The organism is Cupriavidus sp. WKF15, from assembly GCF_029278605.1.
In the GTDB taxonomy this organism is placed as follows: Bacteria; Pseudomonadota; Gammaproteobacteria; order Burkholderiales; family Burkholderiaceae; genus Cupriavidus.
Genome location: NZ_CP119573.1, coordinates 382,871 through 399,560 on the forward strand (window position 1 = coordinate 382,871; position 16,690 = coordinate 399,560).

15 protein-coding genes and 1 pseudogene are annotated in these 16,690 nt (G+C 67.2%); 9 read left to right on the forward strand and 7 right to left on the reverse strand.

Annotated features, from left to right (window positions below; translation table 11 throughout):
* Positions 1-2: 2 nt before the first annotated feature.
* The 5 genes and pseudogenes from narH to CupriaWKF_RS19110 form a co-directional block, all read left to right on the forward strand.
* Positions 3-1,550: a nitrate reductase subunit beta gene (gene narH / locus CupriaWKF_RS19090; RefSeq protein ID WP_276102338.1), complete on the forward strand. Its 1,548-nt coding sequence runs from the start codon at positions 3-5 to the stop codon at positions 1,548-1,550.
* 18 nt (positions 1,551-1,568) lie between these two features.
* Positions 1,569-2,243, forward strand: a complete 675-nt coding sequence (narJ, locus tag CupriaWKF_RS19095; RefSeq protein ID WP_276102339.1) for a nitrate reductase molybdenum cofactor assembly chaperone — start codon at positions 1,569-1,571, stop codon at positions 2,241-2,243.
* A gap of 19 nt (positions 2,244-2,262) precedes the next feature.
* Positions 2,263-2,946, forward strand: a complete 684-nt coding sequence (gene narI / locus CupriaWKF_RS19100; protein WP_276102340.1) for a respiratory nitrate reductase subunit gamma — start codon at positions 2,263-2,265, stop codon at positions 2,944-2,946.
* Positions 2,947-2,974: 28 nt separating this feature from the next.
* Positions 2,975-3,727 (forward strand): peptidylprolyl isomerase, encoded by a 753-nt coding sequence (locus CupriaWKF_RS19105; RefSeq protein ID WP_276102341.1) that lies wholly within the window; start codon positions 2,975-2,977, stop codon positions 3,725-3,727.
* A 56-nt stretch (positions 3,728-3,783) separates the two neighbouring features.
* Positions 3,784-3,930, forward strand: a pseudogene (locus CupriaWKF_RS19110) (carbonic anhydrase); the annotation flags it as partial.
* Between the two features lie 59 nt (positions 3,931-3,989).
* Here the strand turns inward: CupriaWKF_RS19110 and pobA are convergent.
* Positions 3,990-5,159: a 4-hydroxybenzoate 3-monooxygenase gene (gene pobA, locus CupriaWKF_RS19115; protein ID WP_276102342.1), complete on the reverse strand. Its 1,170-nt coding sequence runs from the start codon at positions 5,157-5,159 to the stop codon at positions 3,990-3,992.
* A 123-nt stretch (positions 5,160-5,282) separates the two neighbouring features.
* On the opposite strand from pobA, the gene CupriaWKF_RS19120 reads away from it, so the two are divergent.
* The gene (locus tag CupriaWKF_RS19120; protein WP_276102343.1) at positions 5,283-6,170 is read left to right on the forward strand and encodes a helix-turn-helix domain-containing protein; all 888 of its coding nucleotides are present in this window, start codon (positions 5,283-5,285) and stop codon (positions 6,168-6,170) included.
* 16 nt (positions 6,171-6,186) lie between these two features.
* On the opposite strand, the gene pcaD is transcribed toward CupriaWKF_RS19120, so the two are convergent.
* The 4 genes from pcaD to pcaH form a co-directional block, all read right to left on the reverse strand.
* Positions 6,187-7,377, reverse strand: coding sequence for a 3-oxoadipate enol-lactonase (pcaD, locus tag CupriaWKF_RS19125; protein WP_276102344.1), 1,191 nt, complete (start codon positions 7,375-7,377; stop codon positions 6,187-6,189).
* A gap of 39 nt (positions 7,378-7,416) precedes the next feature.
* Positions 7,417-8,775: a 3-carboxy-cis,cis-muconate cycloisomerase gene (locus CupriaWKF_RS19130; RefSeq protein ID WP_276103323.1), complete on the reverse strand. Its 1,359-nt coding sequence runs from the start codon at positions 8,773-8,775 to the stop codon at positions 7,417-7,419.
* 88 nt (positions 8,776-8,863) lie between these two features.
* On the reverse strand, positions 8,864-9,433 hold the full coding sequence (gene pcaG, locus CupriaWKF_RS19135) for a protocatechuate 3,4-dioxygenase subunit alpha (protein WP_276102345.1): 570 nt from the start codon (positions 9,431-9,433) through the stop codon (positions 8,864-8,866).
* Positions 9,434-9,437: 4 nt separating this feature from the next.
* Positions 9,438-10,139, reverse strand: coding sequence for a protocatechuate 3,4-dioxygenase subunit beta (pcaH, locus tag CupriaWKF_RS19140; protein WP_276102346.1), 702 nt, complete (start codon positions 10,137-10,139; stop codon positions 9,438-9,440).
* A 95-nt stretch (positions 10,140-10,234) separates the two neighbouring features.
* Here pcaH and CupriaWKF_RS19145 point away from each other — a divergent pair, with 95 nt between their 5' ends.
* Positions 10,235-11,206, forward strand: coding sequence for a LysR substrate-binding domain-containing protein (locus CupriaWKF_RS19145; RefSeq protein ID WP_276102347.1), 972 nt, complete (start codon positions 10,235-10,237; stop codon positions 11,204-11,206).
* Here CupriaWKF_RS19145 and CupriaWKF_RS19150 read toward each other — a convergent pair.
* A complete protein-coding gene (locus CupriaWKF_RS19150; protein ID WP_276102348.1) occupies positions 11,200-12,573 on the reverse strand; it encodes an aromatic acid/H+ symport family MFS transporter in 1,374 nt (457 codons plus the stop codon). The two genes, CupriaWKF_RS19145 and CupriaWKF_RS19150, sit on opposite strands and share 7 nt — an antisense overlap.
* Positions 12,574-13,017: 444 nt before the next feature.
* Entirely contained in the window at positions 13,018-14,088 is a 1,071-nt protein-coding gene (locus tag CupriaWKF_RS19155; RefSeq protein WP_276102349.1) for a VOC family protein, read from the reverse strand.
* Between the two features lie 292 nt (positions 14,089-14,380).
* Here CupriaWKF_RS19155 and CupriaWKF_RS19160 point away from each other — a divergent pair, with 292 nt between their 5' ends.
* Both CupriaWKF_RS19160 and CupriaWKF_RS19165 read left to right on the forward strand, forming a co-directional pair.
* Positions 14,381-15,214, forward strand: coding sequence for a shikimate dehydrogenase (locus tag CupriaWKF_RS19160; RefSeq protein WP_276102350.1), 834 nt, complete (start codon positions 14,381-14,383; stop codon positions 15,212-15,214).
* Positions 15,215-15,344: 130 nt separating this feature from the next.
* Complete coding sequence (locus CupriaWKF_RS19165) at positions 15,345-16,679, forward strand: MFS transporter (RefSeq protein WP_276102351.1); 1,335 nt, start codon at positions 15,345-15,347, stop codon at positions 16,677-16,679.
* The last annotated feature ends 11 nt before the right edge of the window (positions 16,680-16,690 follow it).

Sequence of the window (16,690 nt, forward strand, 5' to 3'; positions counted from 1 at the left end):
GAATGAAGATCCGTGCCCAGGTAGCCATGGTGCTGAACCTAGACAAGTGCATCGGCTGCCATACCTGCTCCGTAACCTGCAAGAACGTGTGGACCAGCCGTGACGGCATCGAGTACGCGTGGTTCAACAATGTCGAAACCAAGCCCGGCATCGGCTACCCGAAGGAATGGGAGAACCAGGACAAGTGGCAGGGCGGCTGGAAGCGCAATGCCGACGGTACCCTGGAACCGCGCCAGGGCGGCAAGCTGAAGATCCTGGCGAACCTGTTCGCCAACCCGAACCTGCCGCAGATCGACGACTACTACGAGCCGTTCACCTACGACTACGAGCACCTGCAGAAGGCACCGCTGGTGCAGACCCCGCCGACCGCGCGTCCGGTGTCGGTGCTGACCGGCCGCAAGATGGAAAAGATCGAATGGGGTCCGAACTGGGAAGACGACCTCGGCGGCGAATTCAGCTCGCGTGGCCGCGACAAGCTGTTCGACGACGTGCAGAAGGAGATGTACTCGACCTTCGAGAACACCTTCATGATGTACCTGCCGCGCCTGTGCGAGCACTGCCTGAATCCGGCCTGCGTGGCATCGTGCCCGTCGGGCTCGATCTATAAGCGCGAGGACGACGGCATCGTGCTGGTCGACCAGGACAAGTGCCGCGGCTGGCGCATGTGCATCTCGGGCTGCCCGTACAAGAAGATCTACTTCAACTGGCAGAGCGGCAAGGCCGAGAAGTGCCTGTTCTGCTATCCGCGCATCGAGGCCGGCCAGCCCACCGTGTGCTCGGAAACCTGCGTTGGCCGCATCCGTTATCTTGGCGTGATGCTCTATGACGCGGACCGTATCGAACAAGCGGCATCGGTGGCCGACGAACGCGACCTGTACCAGTCGCAGCTCGACGTGTTCCTCGACCCGCACGACCCGGCCGTGCAGGCCGAAGCGCACCGCCAGGGCATTCCGCAGAGCTGGCTCGATGCCGCGCGCAAGTCGCCGGTCTACAAGATGGCGTGCGAATGGAAGGTCGCCTTCCCGCTGCACCCCGAGTACCGCACGCTGCCGATGGTCTGGTACATCCCGCCGCTGTCGCCGATCCAGTCCGCCGCCGAGGCGGGCCACATGGGCATGAACGGCGTGATTCCGGACGTGAAGAGCCTGCGCATCCCCGTGAAGTACCTGGCCAACCTGCTCACCGCGGGCGACGTGATGCCGGTGCTGTCCGCGCTCGACCGCATGCTGGCGATGCGCGCCTACAAGCGCTCGCAGGTCGTGGATGGCGAACAGGACCTGGCCGTGCTGGAGCAGGTCGGCCTGACGCCGGCGCAGGTCGAAGACATGTACCAGACCATGGCCATCGCCAACTACGAAGACCGCTTCGTCATCCCGTCATCGCACAAGGAAATGGTCGAGGACAGCTTCAGCGACAAGGCAAGCTGCGGCTTCACCTTCGGCAACGGCTGCTCGGGCGGCACTTCGGAAGGCACGCTGTTCGGCAAGAAGCCGAAGCCAGCCATTGCCTACGCGGCCCTGCCGCGTTCGCGCAAGGCGTTCGCAGGCTGACCAGACAGGAGAACCGACATGCCCCTTTACCCTATCCTCAGCGCCCTGCTCTGCTACCCGGAGGAGGCCCTGCTCGACAGCCTGCCCGAGATCGGCGAGGCCCTTGCCGAATGGCCGCAGGCGCGCGACATGCTCGCGCCGCTGATGCACCTGCTTCGCGGCGAAACACTGATCTCGCTGCAGGAGAACTACGTCGCCACGTTCGACCGCAATCCCGCGCATTCTCTGCACCTGTTCGAGCACGTCCACGGCGAAAGCCGCGACCGCGGACAGGCCATGGTCGACCTGATCGAGGAATACCGGCGCGACGGCTTCGAGCCGACGGCGGCCGAGCTGCCCGACTACGTGCCGCTGTTCCTCGAGTACCTGGGCGCGCTCGTCGCGGACGGCAAGGACGCACGCGCCGAGCAGCTGCTTGGCGATGCCATCCATGTGCTGGCCGCCGTAGGTGGCCGGCTCGCGCGCAACGAAAGCCCGTATGCCGGCATCTTCACGGTGCTGTGCACGCTGACCGACGTGCAGCCCGAACCGCAGCAGGAGCCGCCCGTGCGCGACATGGATGAAGCGCTCGAAACCTTCGGCCCCGGTGCCGACGGCGTCGAGCCGCTGCTCGGGCCCGCTACCGGCGCGCACGCCGTGAAGTTCTACCCGCGTGGCACCGCGCAGCGCGCGCCGGTGGCATCCGTCTGCTGAGAACGCCAAGGTGACGACCATGAACCTGATCCATCAATTCCTCTTCGGCATCTACCCGTATATCGCGCTGGCCATCTTCCTGTTCGGCAGCCTGGCGCGCTTCGAGCGCGAACAGTACACCTGGAAGACCGACAGCTCCCAGGTGCTCTACCGCGGCAACCTGCGCACGGGCAACATCCTGTTCCACGTCGGCATCCTGGGCCTGTTCTTCGGCCACCTGGTCGGGCTGCTCACGCCGGTGGCCGTGTGGGACGCGCTCGGTGTTTCGCACAGCTTCAAGCAGGCCGTTGCGATGACCGCCGGCGGCGTGATGGGCACCATGTGCCTGGCCGGCCTGCTGATCCTGCTGCATCGCCGCCTGACCAACGCGCGCGTCTCGGCCGTAACCCGCGCCGGCGACAAGGTGCTGCTGCTGTGGCTGCTGGTCACGCTGCTGCTGGGCCTGTCCACCATCTTCGAATCCGCCAGCCATATGGACGGTCACATGATGGTGCTGCTGATGACCTGGGCGCAGCACATCGTGACGCTGCGCGGCGATGCGGCCAGCTTCGTGGCCGATGCCCCGCTGCTGTTCAAGGTGCACCTATTCATGGGGATGTCGCTGTTCGTGATCTTCCCGTTCACGCGGCTGGTCCACGTGTGGAGCGGCTTCGCCTCGGTGGGCTACCTAGGCCGCGCCTGGCAACTCGTGCGCAGCCGCTGAGCCGCGCGCATCGAAACCGGAGAACACCATGCCCGTCACCGTCAATGGCGTAGAACTGACCGACGCCGACATCGAACGTGAAATGGACCACCACCGCGACGCGCGCAACCCGGCACAGATGGCAACGGTATCCGCCATCTTGCGCCGCCTGATGCGCACGGAGGCGGAACGCCTGGGCATTGCGCGCGGCGATATGGACGACGACGCGCTGGCGCAGGCGCTGCTCGCGCAGGAGGCGCCCGTGCCGGACCCCGACGAGAGCAGCTGCCGCCGCCACTACGACAGCCGGCCCGACCGCTTCTGCGAAGGCGAATGGGTCGAGGTCGAGCACATCCTGTTCCAGGTCACGCCGCGCGTGCCGCTCGACGCGCTGCGCGAGGTCGCGCAGCAGACGCTCGCGCTGGTCAAGGGCGATCCGTCGACCTTCGCCAGCCACGCCAGCGCCTTGTCCAACTGCCCGAGCGGCGCAGGCGGTGGCCGCCTGGGCCGTGTGTTCCGCGGCGAGACTGCACCGGAATTCGAACGCGCGGTCTTCTCCGCGCAAGCACAGGGCTTATTGCCCCAGCTCGTGGAGACCCGCTTCGGGCTGCATATCGTCCGCGTGCTCGACCGCTGCGGCGGCAACCGCCTGCCCTTCGACGTAGTGCGCGCGGACATCGCGCGTGCGCTGTCGGACGCTGCGCGCGATCGCGCGTGGAAGCAGTACGCGAGCCTGCTGATCGGCCGGGCCAGCATTACCGGCATCGAGCTGGAAGGCGCCGACAGTCCGCTGGTGCAATAGCACCGTCAACTCCGGGAGCCCGCTGGCATGCACGAGATCGAACGTCTGCCGGCAAGGACTTCATCGGCCCGTGGGTGCGGATTGCCAGCCCCGCACGCCGGCACGTCGACGAGCCCCTGGCTGGTGCCAGCGCCGCACAACGCCAGCGTGCCTGCGAGCAGGCGGCCATCCTGGTGTCGCTGCGCAATCTTGAGACCTTTCCAGGACTGGCCAGCCCTGCGGTGATCATGATCGGCGCGGTATTGTCCGACGCGGGAGCACCTCAGTACGGCAGCCCGACGTAGTTCTCGGCCAGCGCCTTGCAGGCGGCCTCGGAGCTGACCAGGTAGTCGAGTTCGGCCTGCTGGATGCGCGACGAGAACGCATCGGCATCGGGGAAGCGGTGCAGCAGCGATGTCATCCACCAGGAGAAGCGTTCAGCCTTCCAGATGCGGCGCAGGCATTTCTCCGAATAGCCGTCGAGTTCGCGCGGGTCGTCCTGCCGATAGCGCGCGGCCAGCGCGTCGGCCAGGTACAGCACATCGCTCGCGGCCAGGTTCAGGCCCTTGGCGCCGGTCGGCGGCACGATATGCGCGGCGTCGCCGGCCAGGAACAGCCGGCCGAAGCGCATCGGCTCGCATACGAAGCTGCGCAGCGGCGCGATGCTTTTCTCGATCGAAGGGCCGGTCACCAGCGACTGCGCGGCCTGCGGGTCGAGCCGGCTGCGCAGCTCATCCCAGAAGCGCTCGTCCGACCAGTCTTCGACGCGCTCTGTCGACGGCACCTGCACGTAGTAGCGGCTGCGTGCTTTCGAACGCATGCTGCACAGCGCGAAGCCGCGCTCGTGGCCGGCGTAGATCAGTTCGTCGGCAACCGGCGGCGTGTCCGACAGAATGCCAAGCCAGCCAAACGGATAGACGCGTTCGAACAACTTCGTCGACGCGACCGGGACGCTCTGCCGGCTGACGCCGTGGAAGCCGTCGCAGCCCGCGATGTAATCGCATTCGATCTCATGCGTGACGCCGTCCTTGCGATAGCGTACGAGCGGCCGCGTGCCGTCGAAGCCGTGCAGGCTCACGTCGGACGCCTCATAGATCGTCGTGGTGCCCTCCGCCTGGCGCGCGGCCATCAGGTCGCGCGTGACTTCGGTCTGGCCGTACACCGTCACCCTGCGCCCGGTCAGCGCGTGCAGGTCGATGCGATGGCGCTGGCCGTTGAACGACAGCTCGATGCCATCGTGCGGCAGGCCTTCCTCATGCAGCCGCGCCGCAACCCCCGCGCGCTCGAGCGCGTCGACGGTCACGCTTTCCAGGATGCCGGCGCGGATGCGCCCAAGCACGTAGTCCGGGCTGCGTTGTTCCACGATGATGTTGTCGATGCCCGAGCGAGTAAGCAACTGGCCGAGCAGAAGACCGGCGGGGCCGGCGCCGATGATGGCGACCTGGGTGCGCATGGCTTGTCTCCGTATGCGTTGTTTTGATGGTAGGAAAGATAGCGGCCAGGGGTGCTTTCCGGAATGGACAGACCGAACCAAGAACAGGACAATCCGAACATCTCTGGTAAACACTGATGCGTCGTGAAGCTCGTTCCCACCTATTCGCTGTACGGCACCAGTTCATCGGAGCCACTGCTGGACCAGCTGCATTTCGAATCGATTGCGCAGCGCAGCAAGCTGCACGGCTGGGAGATCCAGCCGCACCGGCATGAGCGCTTCCTGCAAATTCTGTACATCCACGCGGGCGGTGGCGAAGCCTTGCTGGAAGAGCGGCGTGAAGCGCTGCGCAGCGGCTCGCTGGTCATGGTGCCGCCGCAGCACATTCACGGCTTCGTGTTCCGGCCCGATACGGACGGCATCGTCGTGACCATGACCGACAGCCACCTGCGCACGCTGCTGGCCGGCGTGCCGGACACGCTGCCCTTGTTCGAGCACCCGCGCCACGACCGTGTGCAGCGCAGCGACGCGCTGGCCGATGCGCTGGCGCTGTTCCGCGGGGAAATGGAGGGCGTGTCCGCATGGCGCGGCGCCGCGCTGTCAGCGCTGCTGACCGTGGTGCTGATCGGCATTGCGCGGCTGGCCGATGCCGCGGCGCCGGCCGCGGCGCGCAGCAGCAGCCGGCCCGCGCGGCACTTCCAGCAGTTCCAGCAATTGCTGGAATCGGGCTATCGCGAACAGAGGGAGATTGGCGACTATGCCGGCGACATCGGCATCACGGCCACGCAGCTCAACCGGATCTGCCGGCAGATGGCCGGACAGTCCGCGTTGCAGATGATCCACGCCAGGGTGCTGGCGCAGGCGCAGCGCGACCTGCTGTTCAGCGACCTGGAGGTGAAGCACATCGCGCTGTCGCTGGGCTTTGCCGACGCGGCCTACTTCTCGCGCTTCTTCGCGAAGCAGGTCGGGCAGACGCCGACCGCGTTCCGGCAGTCGGGGCGCGCCCGGCTGCCGGCGTTCGCGACGCGCTAGAGCGCGCCAGGACGGGTCAGGCCTGCGGCCTGCGGTTGGCCTCGTCGATGGCGGCAAAGACTTCCTCGGCCATGTGGAATGCCGAGTTGGCGGCCGGCACGCCGCAGTAGATGGCCGTTTGCAGCAGCACTTCCTTGATCTCGTCGCGCGTCACGCCATTGTTGGCGGCGGCGCGCAGGTGCAGCTTCAGTTCCTCGGCGCGGTTCAGCGCGACCATCATCGCGATGGTCAGCAGGCTGCGCGTGTGCCGCGGCAGGCCTTCGCGGGTCCAGATCTCGCCCCACGCATAGCGCGTGATCAGGTTCTGGAACTCCTCGTTCAGCGGCGTCAGGTGCGCGAGCGAGCGGTCCACGTGGGCGCTGCCGAGCACCTCGCGCCGCACCGACAGGCCTGCTTCGTAGCGGGCGTGATCATCGGTGACGGGCAGGCGGCCCAGGATGAAATCGAGCAGCGCGGCGGTGAAGCGGCCTGGTTGCTCGAAGTTGGAGATATGCGCGGCCGGCAGTGCAACGAAGTGCGCGCCGGGGATCTCCGCGGCCAGGTCACGGCCCTCCTGCACCGTGGTGGACGGGTCGTGGCTGCCCGCGATCACCAGCACCGGCACGCGCATCGTGCGCACGGCCTCGCGGAAATCGGCATCGCGCACGGCGGCGCAGCTGGCCGCATAGCCGCGCGGATCGAGCGCGGCCAGCACGGCGCGCAGCGGATCCAGCGCACGGCTAGCCGTGGCGGCAAACTCGGGCGTAAACCAGCGCTCGATCGACGGTTCCACCATGATGCCCATGCCGTCGCGCAGCACGCTGTCGATGCGCGCATTCCAGCCTTCGGCATTGCCGATCTTTGCGGCGGTGTTGGCAAGCACGATCTTCGGGAAGCGCTCGGGCGCATGCACGCCCAGCCACATGCCGGTCAGGCCGCCCATCGACACGCCGCAGAACGCGGCCCGTTCGATGCCCAGCGCGTCGAGGATGGCGAGTACGTCGCCGCCCAGCTGGTCCATGGTGAAGGCATCGCCGGGCGCACTGGAACGTCCGTGGCCACGCGTGTCATAGCGCACGATGCGGAAACGTCCCGCCAGCGCATCGACCTGCGGCTGCCACATCGTGTGGTCGGTGCCGAGCGAGTTGGAGAAGACGATGGCCGGTGCATTGTCGGGGCCATCCACGGTATAGAAGAGCCGGGCGCCGGCGTGGTCGAGATAGGGCAATGCGGTCTCCTTGGAATCCTGTATGAAGGGGTGACGCAATCAGCTGGCCAGGCGCTGCGCGAGCGCAGCCTGCCAGCCCTGCACGGCGGCATCCGCGAAGGCGGCGGACTGGCCGGCGTAGTTGGCCGGGTCGGCCAGGCGGTCGAGGGTGGCATCGTCGAGCAGGCCTGCGTGCGCGGGATTCTCGCTGAGCGTCTGCGCCAGCGCTTCACGCAGCGTGATGCCTTGCGCTACCGCGCGGCGCGACGCGTGCTCCACCAGATGGTGCGCTTCGAGCCGGCCGATGCGGCCGCCGAGTTCGAGCATGGCCGCCTCGCCAAGGATCAGGCCGTGCGTGAGGTCGAGATTGGCACGCATGCGCGTGCCATCCACCTGCAGGCCCGACACCACCTCACCCATCTGGCGCAAGGCGCCGGCGGCAAGCGTCACGATCTGCGGCAGCGTGTCCCACTCGGCCTGCCAGCCGCCGAGCGCGCGCTCGTGTTCCTGCACCATGCCCGACAGCATCGTCGCCACCAGCGGCGGCACGCGCACGGCCGCGGTCAGCACGGCGGCGCAGCCCACCGGGTTGCGCTTGTGCGGCATGGTGCTGGAGCCGCCGCGTCCCGGGCCGGACGGCTCGGCCACTTCAGCGACTTCGGTCTGCATCAGCAGCGAGAGATCGCGCGCCATCTTGCCGAGCGAGCCGGTCAGCATGCCAAGCGCGGTGGCGACCTCGACCAGCCGGTCGCGATGCGCATGCCACGGCAGCGCGGGCAAGGCCAGCTTCAGCTCGCTGGCCAGTTCGCGGGCCACCGCCGGCGCGGACGTGCCCAGGCTCGCCAGCGTGCCGGCCGCGCCGCCGAACTGCAGCGCGCTGGCCTGAACGCGTGCCGCGTCGAGCCGGCAAAGGTCACGGCGCAGCGCATCGAGCCAGCCGGCGGCCTTCAGGCCAAACGTGGTGGGCAAGGCATGCTGCAGCCAGGTGCGGCCGACCATCGGCGTGTCGCGGTGGGACGCAGCCAGGCCGGCGCAGGCATTGCCAAGCGCCAGCAGGCTCGCCTGCAGGCTCGGCATGGCCTCGCCGAGCTGCAGCACCAGCGCGGTGTCGATGATGTCCTGGCTGGTGGCGCCCCAGTGGACGAAGCGCGCGGCCTCGGGGTCGCGCGCCGCCACGGCGGCGGTGAGTTGTTTGACGAAAGGAATTGCCAGGTTGCCTGCAGCGACAGCGGCCTGCGCCAGCGCATCGAAGTCGATGACCGAGACGTTCGCGCAGACTTCGGAGATAGCCGTCGCGGCCGACACGGGAATGACACCGCAGCGCGACTCGGCGCGGGCCAGCGCGGCTTCGACGGCAAGCATGCAGCGCACGGTGCCGGCATCGGTGAAGATCTCCAGCACGGCAGGGCTGCCGAACATGGGATCGGTAAGGCGGGACGAGCTTGGCATGGGGGCGTAGTGGGTGTGCCGTCACGACATTGGCGACGGCACGATTATGCGCGCAGCGTCAGATGTCGAAGAACACCGTCTCGCCCGGACCCTGCAGCACCACGTCCCAGCGCAGCGCGCCGTTGCCTTGCGCCTTGGCAACGAGCGTGCCGCGCCGATCCGCCGGCACCAGCGCCAGCACGCCATCGGCGGCATTGGCAGCGGCTTCGTCCGGGAAGTAGATGCGCGTGGCCACATGCTTGACCAGGCCGCGCATGAACACCGACACCATGATATGCGGCGCCTGCGGCTTGCCGTCCGCGCCGGGCACCACGCCCGGCTTCACGGTGACGAAGCGGAACGAGCCATCCTCGGCGGTCGGCACGCGGCCGAAGCCGGTGAAGCCGGCGACCAGCGGCAGTTCGCGCGTGTCCTCGGCATGGCGGTAGCGGCCGGCCGGGTTGGCCTGCCAGATCTCGACCATCCCGTCGGGCACGGGCGCGCCGGTGCCGTCGATGACGCGGCCTTCGATGATGATGCGCTGGCCGGCCAGTTCCGGCGCGTCAGCGGTGAGGTCGGCGCAGTTCAGGCCGGTCAGGCCGATATGCAGGTAGGGGCCGACAGTCTGCGAAGCGGTGGCGTACAGCATGTTCTTACTCCATCGGCGTGGCATCGCGGCCACGCAGCACGATATCGAAACGGTAGCCCAGCGCGTATTCCGGCTGCGTGGTCTCCCAGTCAAAAGTGGAAATCAGGCGGTTGCGCGCCTTCTCGTCGGGCACGCAGTTGAAGATCGGGTCGTACGCCAGCAGCGGGTCGCCGGGGAAGTACATCTGCGTGACCAGGCGCGTGGCGTAGGCATTGCCGAACAGCGAGAAGTGGATATGCTGCGGCCGCCAGGCGTTGTGGTGGTTGCGCCAGGGGTAGGCACCGGGCTTGATGGTCTTGAACTGGTAGCGGCCGTTGGCATCGGTGACCGTGCGGCCTTCGCCGGAGAAGTGCGGGTCGAGCGGCGCATCGTGCTGGTCGCGCTTGTGCGTGTAGCGTCCGGCGGCGTTGGCCTGCCAGACCTCGATCAGCGCGTTAGGCACCGGGCGGCCATTCTCGTCCAGCACGCGGCCCGTGACCAGGATGCGCTCGCCGAGCGGCTCGCCGCCATTGCCGACGGTCAGGTCGTTGTCGCCGGCGCGCACGAACTCGGCACCGAAGGTGGGGCCGGTCACTTCGGACAGCGACTGCGGAATCTGCACCAGCGGCTGCGCTGGCGAGCGCAGCACGGTGGACGCATAGGGGTCGAAACGGTATTCGGGCTGGGTGTCCCAATAGGGGCGGCGGTACTGGGCAAGGCGGGTCATTGCTTCGTCTCCGGTGTTGTAGGGGTGGAATGACTTTAAGACACACACAAAGTCATGTAAATTGAGTTATTCGCTGATTACGATGAATTTTTGATATGGAACGGCAAGAGCAGGCCGCACAGGACATTTTCCGCAACCGCGTGCGCCTGCGGCATCTCTATTGCTTCGTGGCGGTGTCGCAAACCCAGCACCTCGGACGCGCGGCGGACCGCCTCGGCCTGACCCAGCCGGCCGTTTCCAAGACCCTGAGCGAACTGGAGGAGCTGGCCGGCACGCGGCTGCTGGTGCGCCAGCGTGCCGGCACCGAGCTGACCACGGCGGGCACGCGCTTCCTGCAGCATGCGCTGCGCATCCTGGCCGATATCGACGCTGCCGCCGGCAGCGTCACGGGGGAAACGGCGCAGACGCACGAACGTATCCGCCTGGGTGCGCTGCCAAGCGTGGTGCCGGCCGTGCTGACCGATGCCGTGCTGCGCTTTCGCGCCACCTATCCCGAGGTCGGCCTGGATGTGCGCACCGGCATGAACCGCAACCTGATCGACCAGCTCAAGGCCGACGTGCTGGATCTCGTGATCGGCCGCATGGACGATCCGGTCGCGATGGAAAGCCTGTGGTTCGAGTCGCTGGGACCCGATTCGCTGGTGCTGGCGGTGCGCCCCGGCCATGCGCTGGCGACGACCACGCGGCCCACGCTGCTCGATTGCCTGGCGTGGCCGCTGGTGATTGCCGCCGCGGGCTCGATCCCCCGGCACAACACCGAAAGCCTGCTGGCCCGCCACGGCCTGCGCCTGCCCGATGGCTGCGTGGAGACCTCGGACGCCTATCTCGGACGCCTGCTCGCCGAGCAGAGCGACTGTGTCTGGGCGGCGCCGATGTCGGCCACGCGCCGGGCCATGGACGAGGGCGGCCTGGTGGCACTGCCCATCGACACCCTGGGCACCGAGGAGCCCGTCGGCCTGCTGCGCCACAAGGACCGCACCCTGACGCCGATGGCGGAGGCGTTGGCCGACTGCATCCGGGCGGCGGCGCATCCGGGCGCTCCGCGTCGCGGCCAGCCGGCTCAGTGAGCGGCCACGGGCCGCCTGCCCGGCTCGCCAGCCGGAGCGGGGCTGCCGCCGAAGTGCTTCACCATCAGCGCAATGGCGGCCAGGAAGGCAGGTACGGCCAGCAGCGTGAAGATCATGTCGAAGCCAAGCTGCAGGCGCAGCAGTTCCGCGCCGAGCAGTGCGCCGGTGATGCCGCCGAAGCGGCCGATGCCGAGCATCCATGCCACGCCGGTGGCACGGCCCTGCGTCGGGTAGAAGGCCGCCGCCAGGGAAGGCATGGAGGACTGGGCGCCATTCATCGCCGTGCCCGCCAGGAAGATCAGCACGCCCAGCATGAGCTGGCTGCCGGTACCGTGCCCGACGGCGTAGATCAGCGCGCCGGTGACCGCATAGGTCAGCGCGATCACCTTGTTCGGGTTGAAGCGGTCCATGAACCAGCCCGCGGCGATGGTGCCGATGCCGCCGCCGAGCGGGAACAGCGCGGTCAGGAACGAGGCGCGCTGGATCGAGAAGCCCGCGTCCTTCATCAGCGTGGGCATCCAGCTCGTCAGCAGGTAGAAGATGACCAGGCCCATGAAGTACGTGGCCCACATCATGGCCGAGCCCAGGCGATAGCCCGGCGCCAGCACGGTGCCAATGGCCGACCGGGTGGCGGGAGCCTGCTCGCCAATGACATAGCTTGCGGCCGCCGCTCCGGCACCGGTCACGCGCTGCAATACCTTGCCGATCTGCTCGAGCGGGTAGTTGCGCAGCACCATGTAGCGCACCGATTCCGGCAGCAGCAACACCAGCAGCACGGCCAGCACGACCGGCAGCACACCACCGAGCAGCAGCACACTGTGCCAGCCGTAGTGCGGGATCATCGCCGCCGCAACGAAGCCGCCCACCGCCGAGCCGAGTGGAAAGCCGCAGAACATGGTGTTGACCAGCACGGCACGGCGGCGCTGCGGCGCGAATTCGGAAGTCAGCGTGACCGCATTCGGCATGGCCGCGCCCAGGCCCAGGCCGGTCAGGAAGCGCAGCGCCGTCAGCCAGCCCAGGCTAGGCGCGAAGGCCGTGGCCAGGCTGCACACACCGAAGAAGAAGACCGAAAGCACCAGCACGCGCTTGCGGCCGACGCGGTCAGCCAGCGGGCCGGCGAAGATCGCGCCAAAGGCCAGGCCAAACAGCGCGGCGCTCATCACCGGGCCAAGCTCGGATTTCTGGATACCCCAGTCTTGCACCAGGGCCGGCGCAATATAGCCAATGGCCGCCGTGTCAAAGCCGTCGACCGCGACGATCAGGAAGCACAGGATCAGGATCAGCCACTGGCAGCCGGTAAACGGCCGCTCGTCGATCAGGGCCTGGACGTCGATGACGCCGCCCTTGGCAGGGGTGGATTGGGGCACGGTTGTCTCCGTTTGCATGGAATTCGGCTGGGGTCAGCGACTGGGCAAACCCGCCCGTTGTTCTAATAGCGAACCATCGTTCTCTATAGGAACTGATCTTAGGAGTGGGAGGGGAAAGGCAAGAATTCGGGTTAACCCCTCGCGGCAGAGCAGCGCGAGTCGGGCCGGGCATGGTGGATTACGCCAGTCGGAAGGCGAATTCCGCGGGAAACTTGCGCGGTCTGCGGATAGCTTCCTTGCAGGCGTGACAGATCGGCCAAGTTGCGCAATCTTTCACCGCCGGCTTATGGGAGCACAGACGATACATGCCAAAATTTCATGGAAATAACGCCAGATGTTATTTTCCATGCCATGACGTATTGCTTAGGATGCGCTAAGCAGCCGTCAACGCGAGCCAGGCTAAAAAGATAAGTATAAGACTCAATCGGCTTGACCCACGCCTCATCACGGGGCCAACGACTCCAGCACGGCAAGGTTGCCCTCGCCGAAGCCGTGGTGCCCGTCCCGCTGGACGATCTCGAAGAAGAACTCGCCCGCCTCGCGTTTCGCGAAGGCCTGGAGGAAGCGGTCCTGCCCACCGTCGGCGCGCACGGTGCCGTCTACCAGGATGCCATAGCGCTGCAGCGTGGCCAGGTCCAGTCCATGCCCCGGCAGGCGCGCATCGAGCGTGCCGTAGTAGGCCGCCGGCGGCTGCACGAACTGCACACCGTGCGCAGCCAGTGCCGCGGCGCTCGCCGCCAGGTTGTCGGTGGCCAGCGCAATGTGCTGGATGCCCTCGCCATGGGGGTCCGACAGGTACTGGCGCATCCGGTCGTGGCGCGGCGTGCCCTTCTCGTACAACGGAATCCGGATCTGCCCGCAAGGGGAAAGCAGCACGCAGGCATCGCTGGCCACCTGCCAGTCGGGATGGACTTCGTGGATCTCCCGAAAACCCAGCACCTTGCGGTAGAAGTCGCTCCATTCTTCCAGGTGGCCCGGTTCCACGGCCTGCGTCAGGTGATCGACCCGAGTCAGACCCGCGCCTGGCGAACGGCCGTCCTGCGGCAAGGGCCGGAAGTCCACGTCGTAGATCGAGATATCTCCCACGTCGCCCGGACGGCCTTCCTTGCCGCGCCAGCGGTCAATGAAATAGATGACCGACTGGCCGATGCCCTGGATGGCGGGAATATTCAGTTCCATCGGCCCGACCGTGCCGCCTTCGAACGGCCACGCGCCCGCTTCGATGGCGCGCTCGAACGCCGCCGCGGCATCGTTCACGCGGATGCCGACGGCGCAGATCGACAGGCCATACTCGGCGGCGTAGCGTGTGGCAAAGGAATCCGGCTCCGCGTCCACGACGAAGTTCATCTCGCCCTGGCGATACAGCCTGACTGCCTTGTGGCGGTGCTCGGCAAGGGCGGCAAAGCCGAAACGCTCGAAGGTCCGGCCCAGTGCGGCCGCATCCGGCGAGGCGAACTCGATGAATTCGTAACCCTGGATGCCCAGCGGGTTGTCCCAGGCTTCAGCGGCGCTCATGTTGGGGGGCTCCTGTATGGGTGCGGGGCGGTACGGCAAGCCCCGTGGCAACGTGGTCCGATCATAGCAATGCTGCCGGCGCCTGCCGCATCGCCCATGGATCCCGGCCCCCTCCGTAGAAACCCGCACTGCGTTTCCTGATCGCCCAACTGCGTTCACTAATCGCGCGTTATGCGCTTTACATCTCTTGGCTCGCCGCCCATCGGCCACTAATCTCTGGTCATCGAGACACAGCGCCAGGCCCGGACCATGTATCCTCGCCGGCCCGACTTCCTACGCCCCCAGGAACATCATGATCAACGGCAAGACCACCCTCATCGCGCACCTTGGCTTTCCGACCGAGTCGTTCAAGGCGCCCATGATCTACAACCCCTGGTTCGAGCAGCAGGGCATCGATGCCGTGGTAATGCCGATGGGCGTGAAGCCCGACGACTACCCGGTGTTCTTCCGCTCGCTGTTCCGCCTGAGCAATATCCGCGGCGCGCTGGTCACCATGCCGCACAAGGTCACCACCGTCGAACTGGTGGACGAACTCACCCCCACTGCCCGCATCGCCGGCGCCTGCAACGCGGTGCTGCGGCGCGACGACGGCACGCTGGTCGGCGACCAGTTCGACGGCGCGGGCTTCGTGCGCGGCATCCAGCGCAAGGGCTGCCGGCTTGAAGGCGCTCGCGCCATCGTCACGGGCAGCGGCGGCGTGGGCAGCGCGATCGCCGCCTCGCTGGCCGCGGCCGGCGTGGCGGAGCTGGCACTGTTCGACACGCGCGACGCCTCGTCGCTCGCGCTGCGTGACCGGCTGCTGGCGCACTACCCGGCCCTGCGCGTGACCACCGGCTCGGCGGATCCCGCCGGCTACGACGTGGTGGTCAACGCAACGCCGCTCGGCATGAACGCGGGCGATGCGCTGCCCTTCGATGTCGCCCGCATCGATCCGGGCGCCATGGTTGGCGAGGTGGTGATGAAGTCCGAGTACACCCCGTTCCTCGAAGCCGCCATCGCGCGCGGCTGCAAGGTCCAGGTCGGCACCGACATGCTGTTCGAGATGATTCCCGCCTACCTGGAATTCTTCGGCTACGGCACCGCCACGCCGGACGCCCTGCGCGCCGTAGCCCGCCTTAAATACTGAAAGACAGCCGGGGAATGCGCCACGGGCCCCGCACCGTGCGCGCACGCCCGTCACAAAAATACCGGATGCCGCCCCCAGGTCTTCCAGGCATGCCGGAAAGCACATCGCACCCATTGGTGGAGACAGACAAATGACCACAATCAACAAGGAGATCACGGCCCCCGCCGTGGCCGGCCACTCGCTGGCCGACAAGATCCGCGCCGGGTTCACGCTCGGCAAGGTGCGCTGGGGCATGCTGGCGCTCGTGTTCTTCGCAACCACGCTCAACTACATCGACCGCGCCGCCCTGGGCGTGCTGCAGCCAGTGCTGGCCAAGGCCATGGCCTGGACCGCGCAGGACTACGCCAATATCAACTTCTGGTTCCAGGTCGGCTACGCCATCGGCTTCGCCCTGCAGGGACGATTCATCGACATGGTCGGGGTCAAGCGCGCCTTCGCGCTGGCCGTGCTGCTGTGGAGCCTCGCCTGCGGCGCGCATGCACTCGCGGCCTCGGCGGTCGGGTTCATGGTCTGCCGCTTCTTCCTTGGCCTGACCGAAGCCGCCAACTACCCGGCCTGCGTCAAGACCACGCGCATCTGGTTCCCGGCCAGCGAACGCGCCGTGGCCACGGGCATCTTTAACGCCGGCACCAATGTCGGCGCCATGCTCACGCCGATCATGCTGCCGCTGATCCTGCAGGTCTGGGGCTGGCAGGCAGCCTTCCTGATCGTGGGCGCGCTCGGTGCGATCTGGCTGGTGTTCTGGCTCATCAAGTACTACAACCCGGACGAGCATCCCACGGTCAGCCAGGCGGAACTGACGCACATCAGCCGCGATGTCGAGCCGGCGCCGCAGCGCATTCCTTACTCGCAGATCCTGCGCATGCGTGGTACCTGGGCTTTCGCGCTGGCCTATGCCATCACCGCGCCGGTGTTCTGGTTCTACCTGTACTGGCTGCCGCCGTTCCTGAACCAGCAGTACCAGCTCGGCATCAGCGTGACGCAGATGGGCATTCCGCTGATCGTCATCTACCTGTGCGCCGACATCGGCAGCGTGGGCGGCGGCGCGCTCTCGTCCTGGCTCATCAGCCACGGCATGCCTGCCGTGCGGGCGCGGCTGGTGTCGATGCTGGCCTTCGCGCTTTGCATCACCTCCATCACCCTTGCCGCCGGCGCGAGCAGCCTGTGGATGGCCGTGGCCGCGATCTCCGTCGCCATCGGCGCACACCAGGCCTGGACCGCGAACATCTGGAGCCTGGTGATGGACTACACGCCCAAGCACGTCGTGAGCTCGGTGTTCGGCTTCGGCGGGATGATCGGCGCGATCGGCGGCATGTTCATGACGCAGCTGGTCGGCTACGTGCTCACCGTCACGCACAACAACTATGCGGTGCTCTTCACGATGATTCCGTGCGCCTACTTCATCGCGCTGACCTGGCTGTTCTTCCTGGCACCGCGCAAGGTGCCGACCGCCACCACGGCCTGAGCACGCAGGCT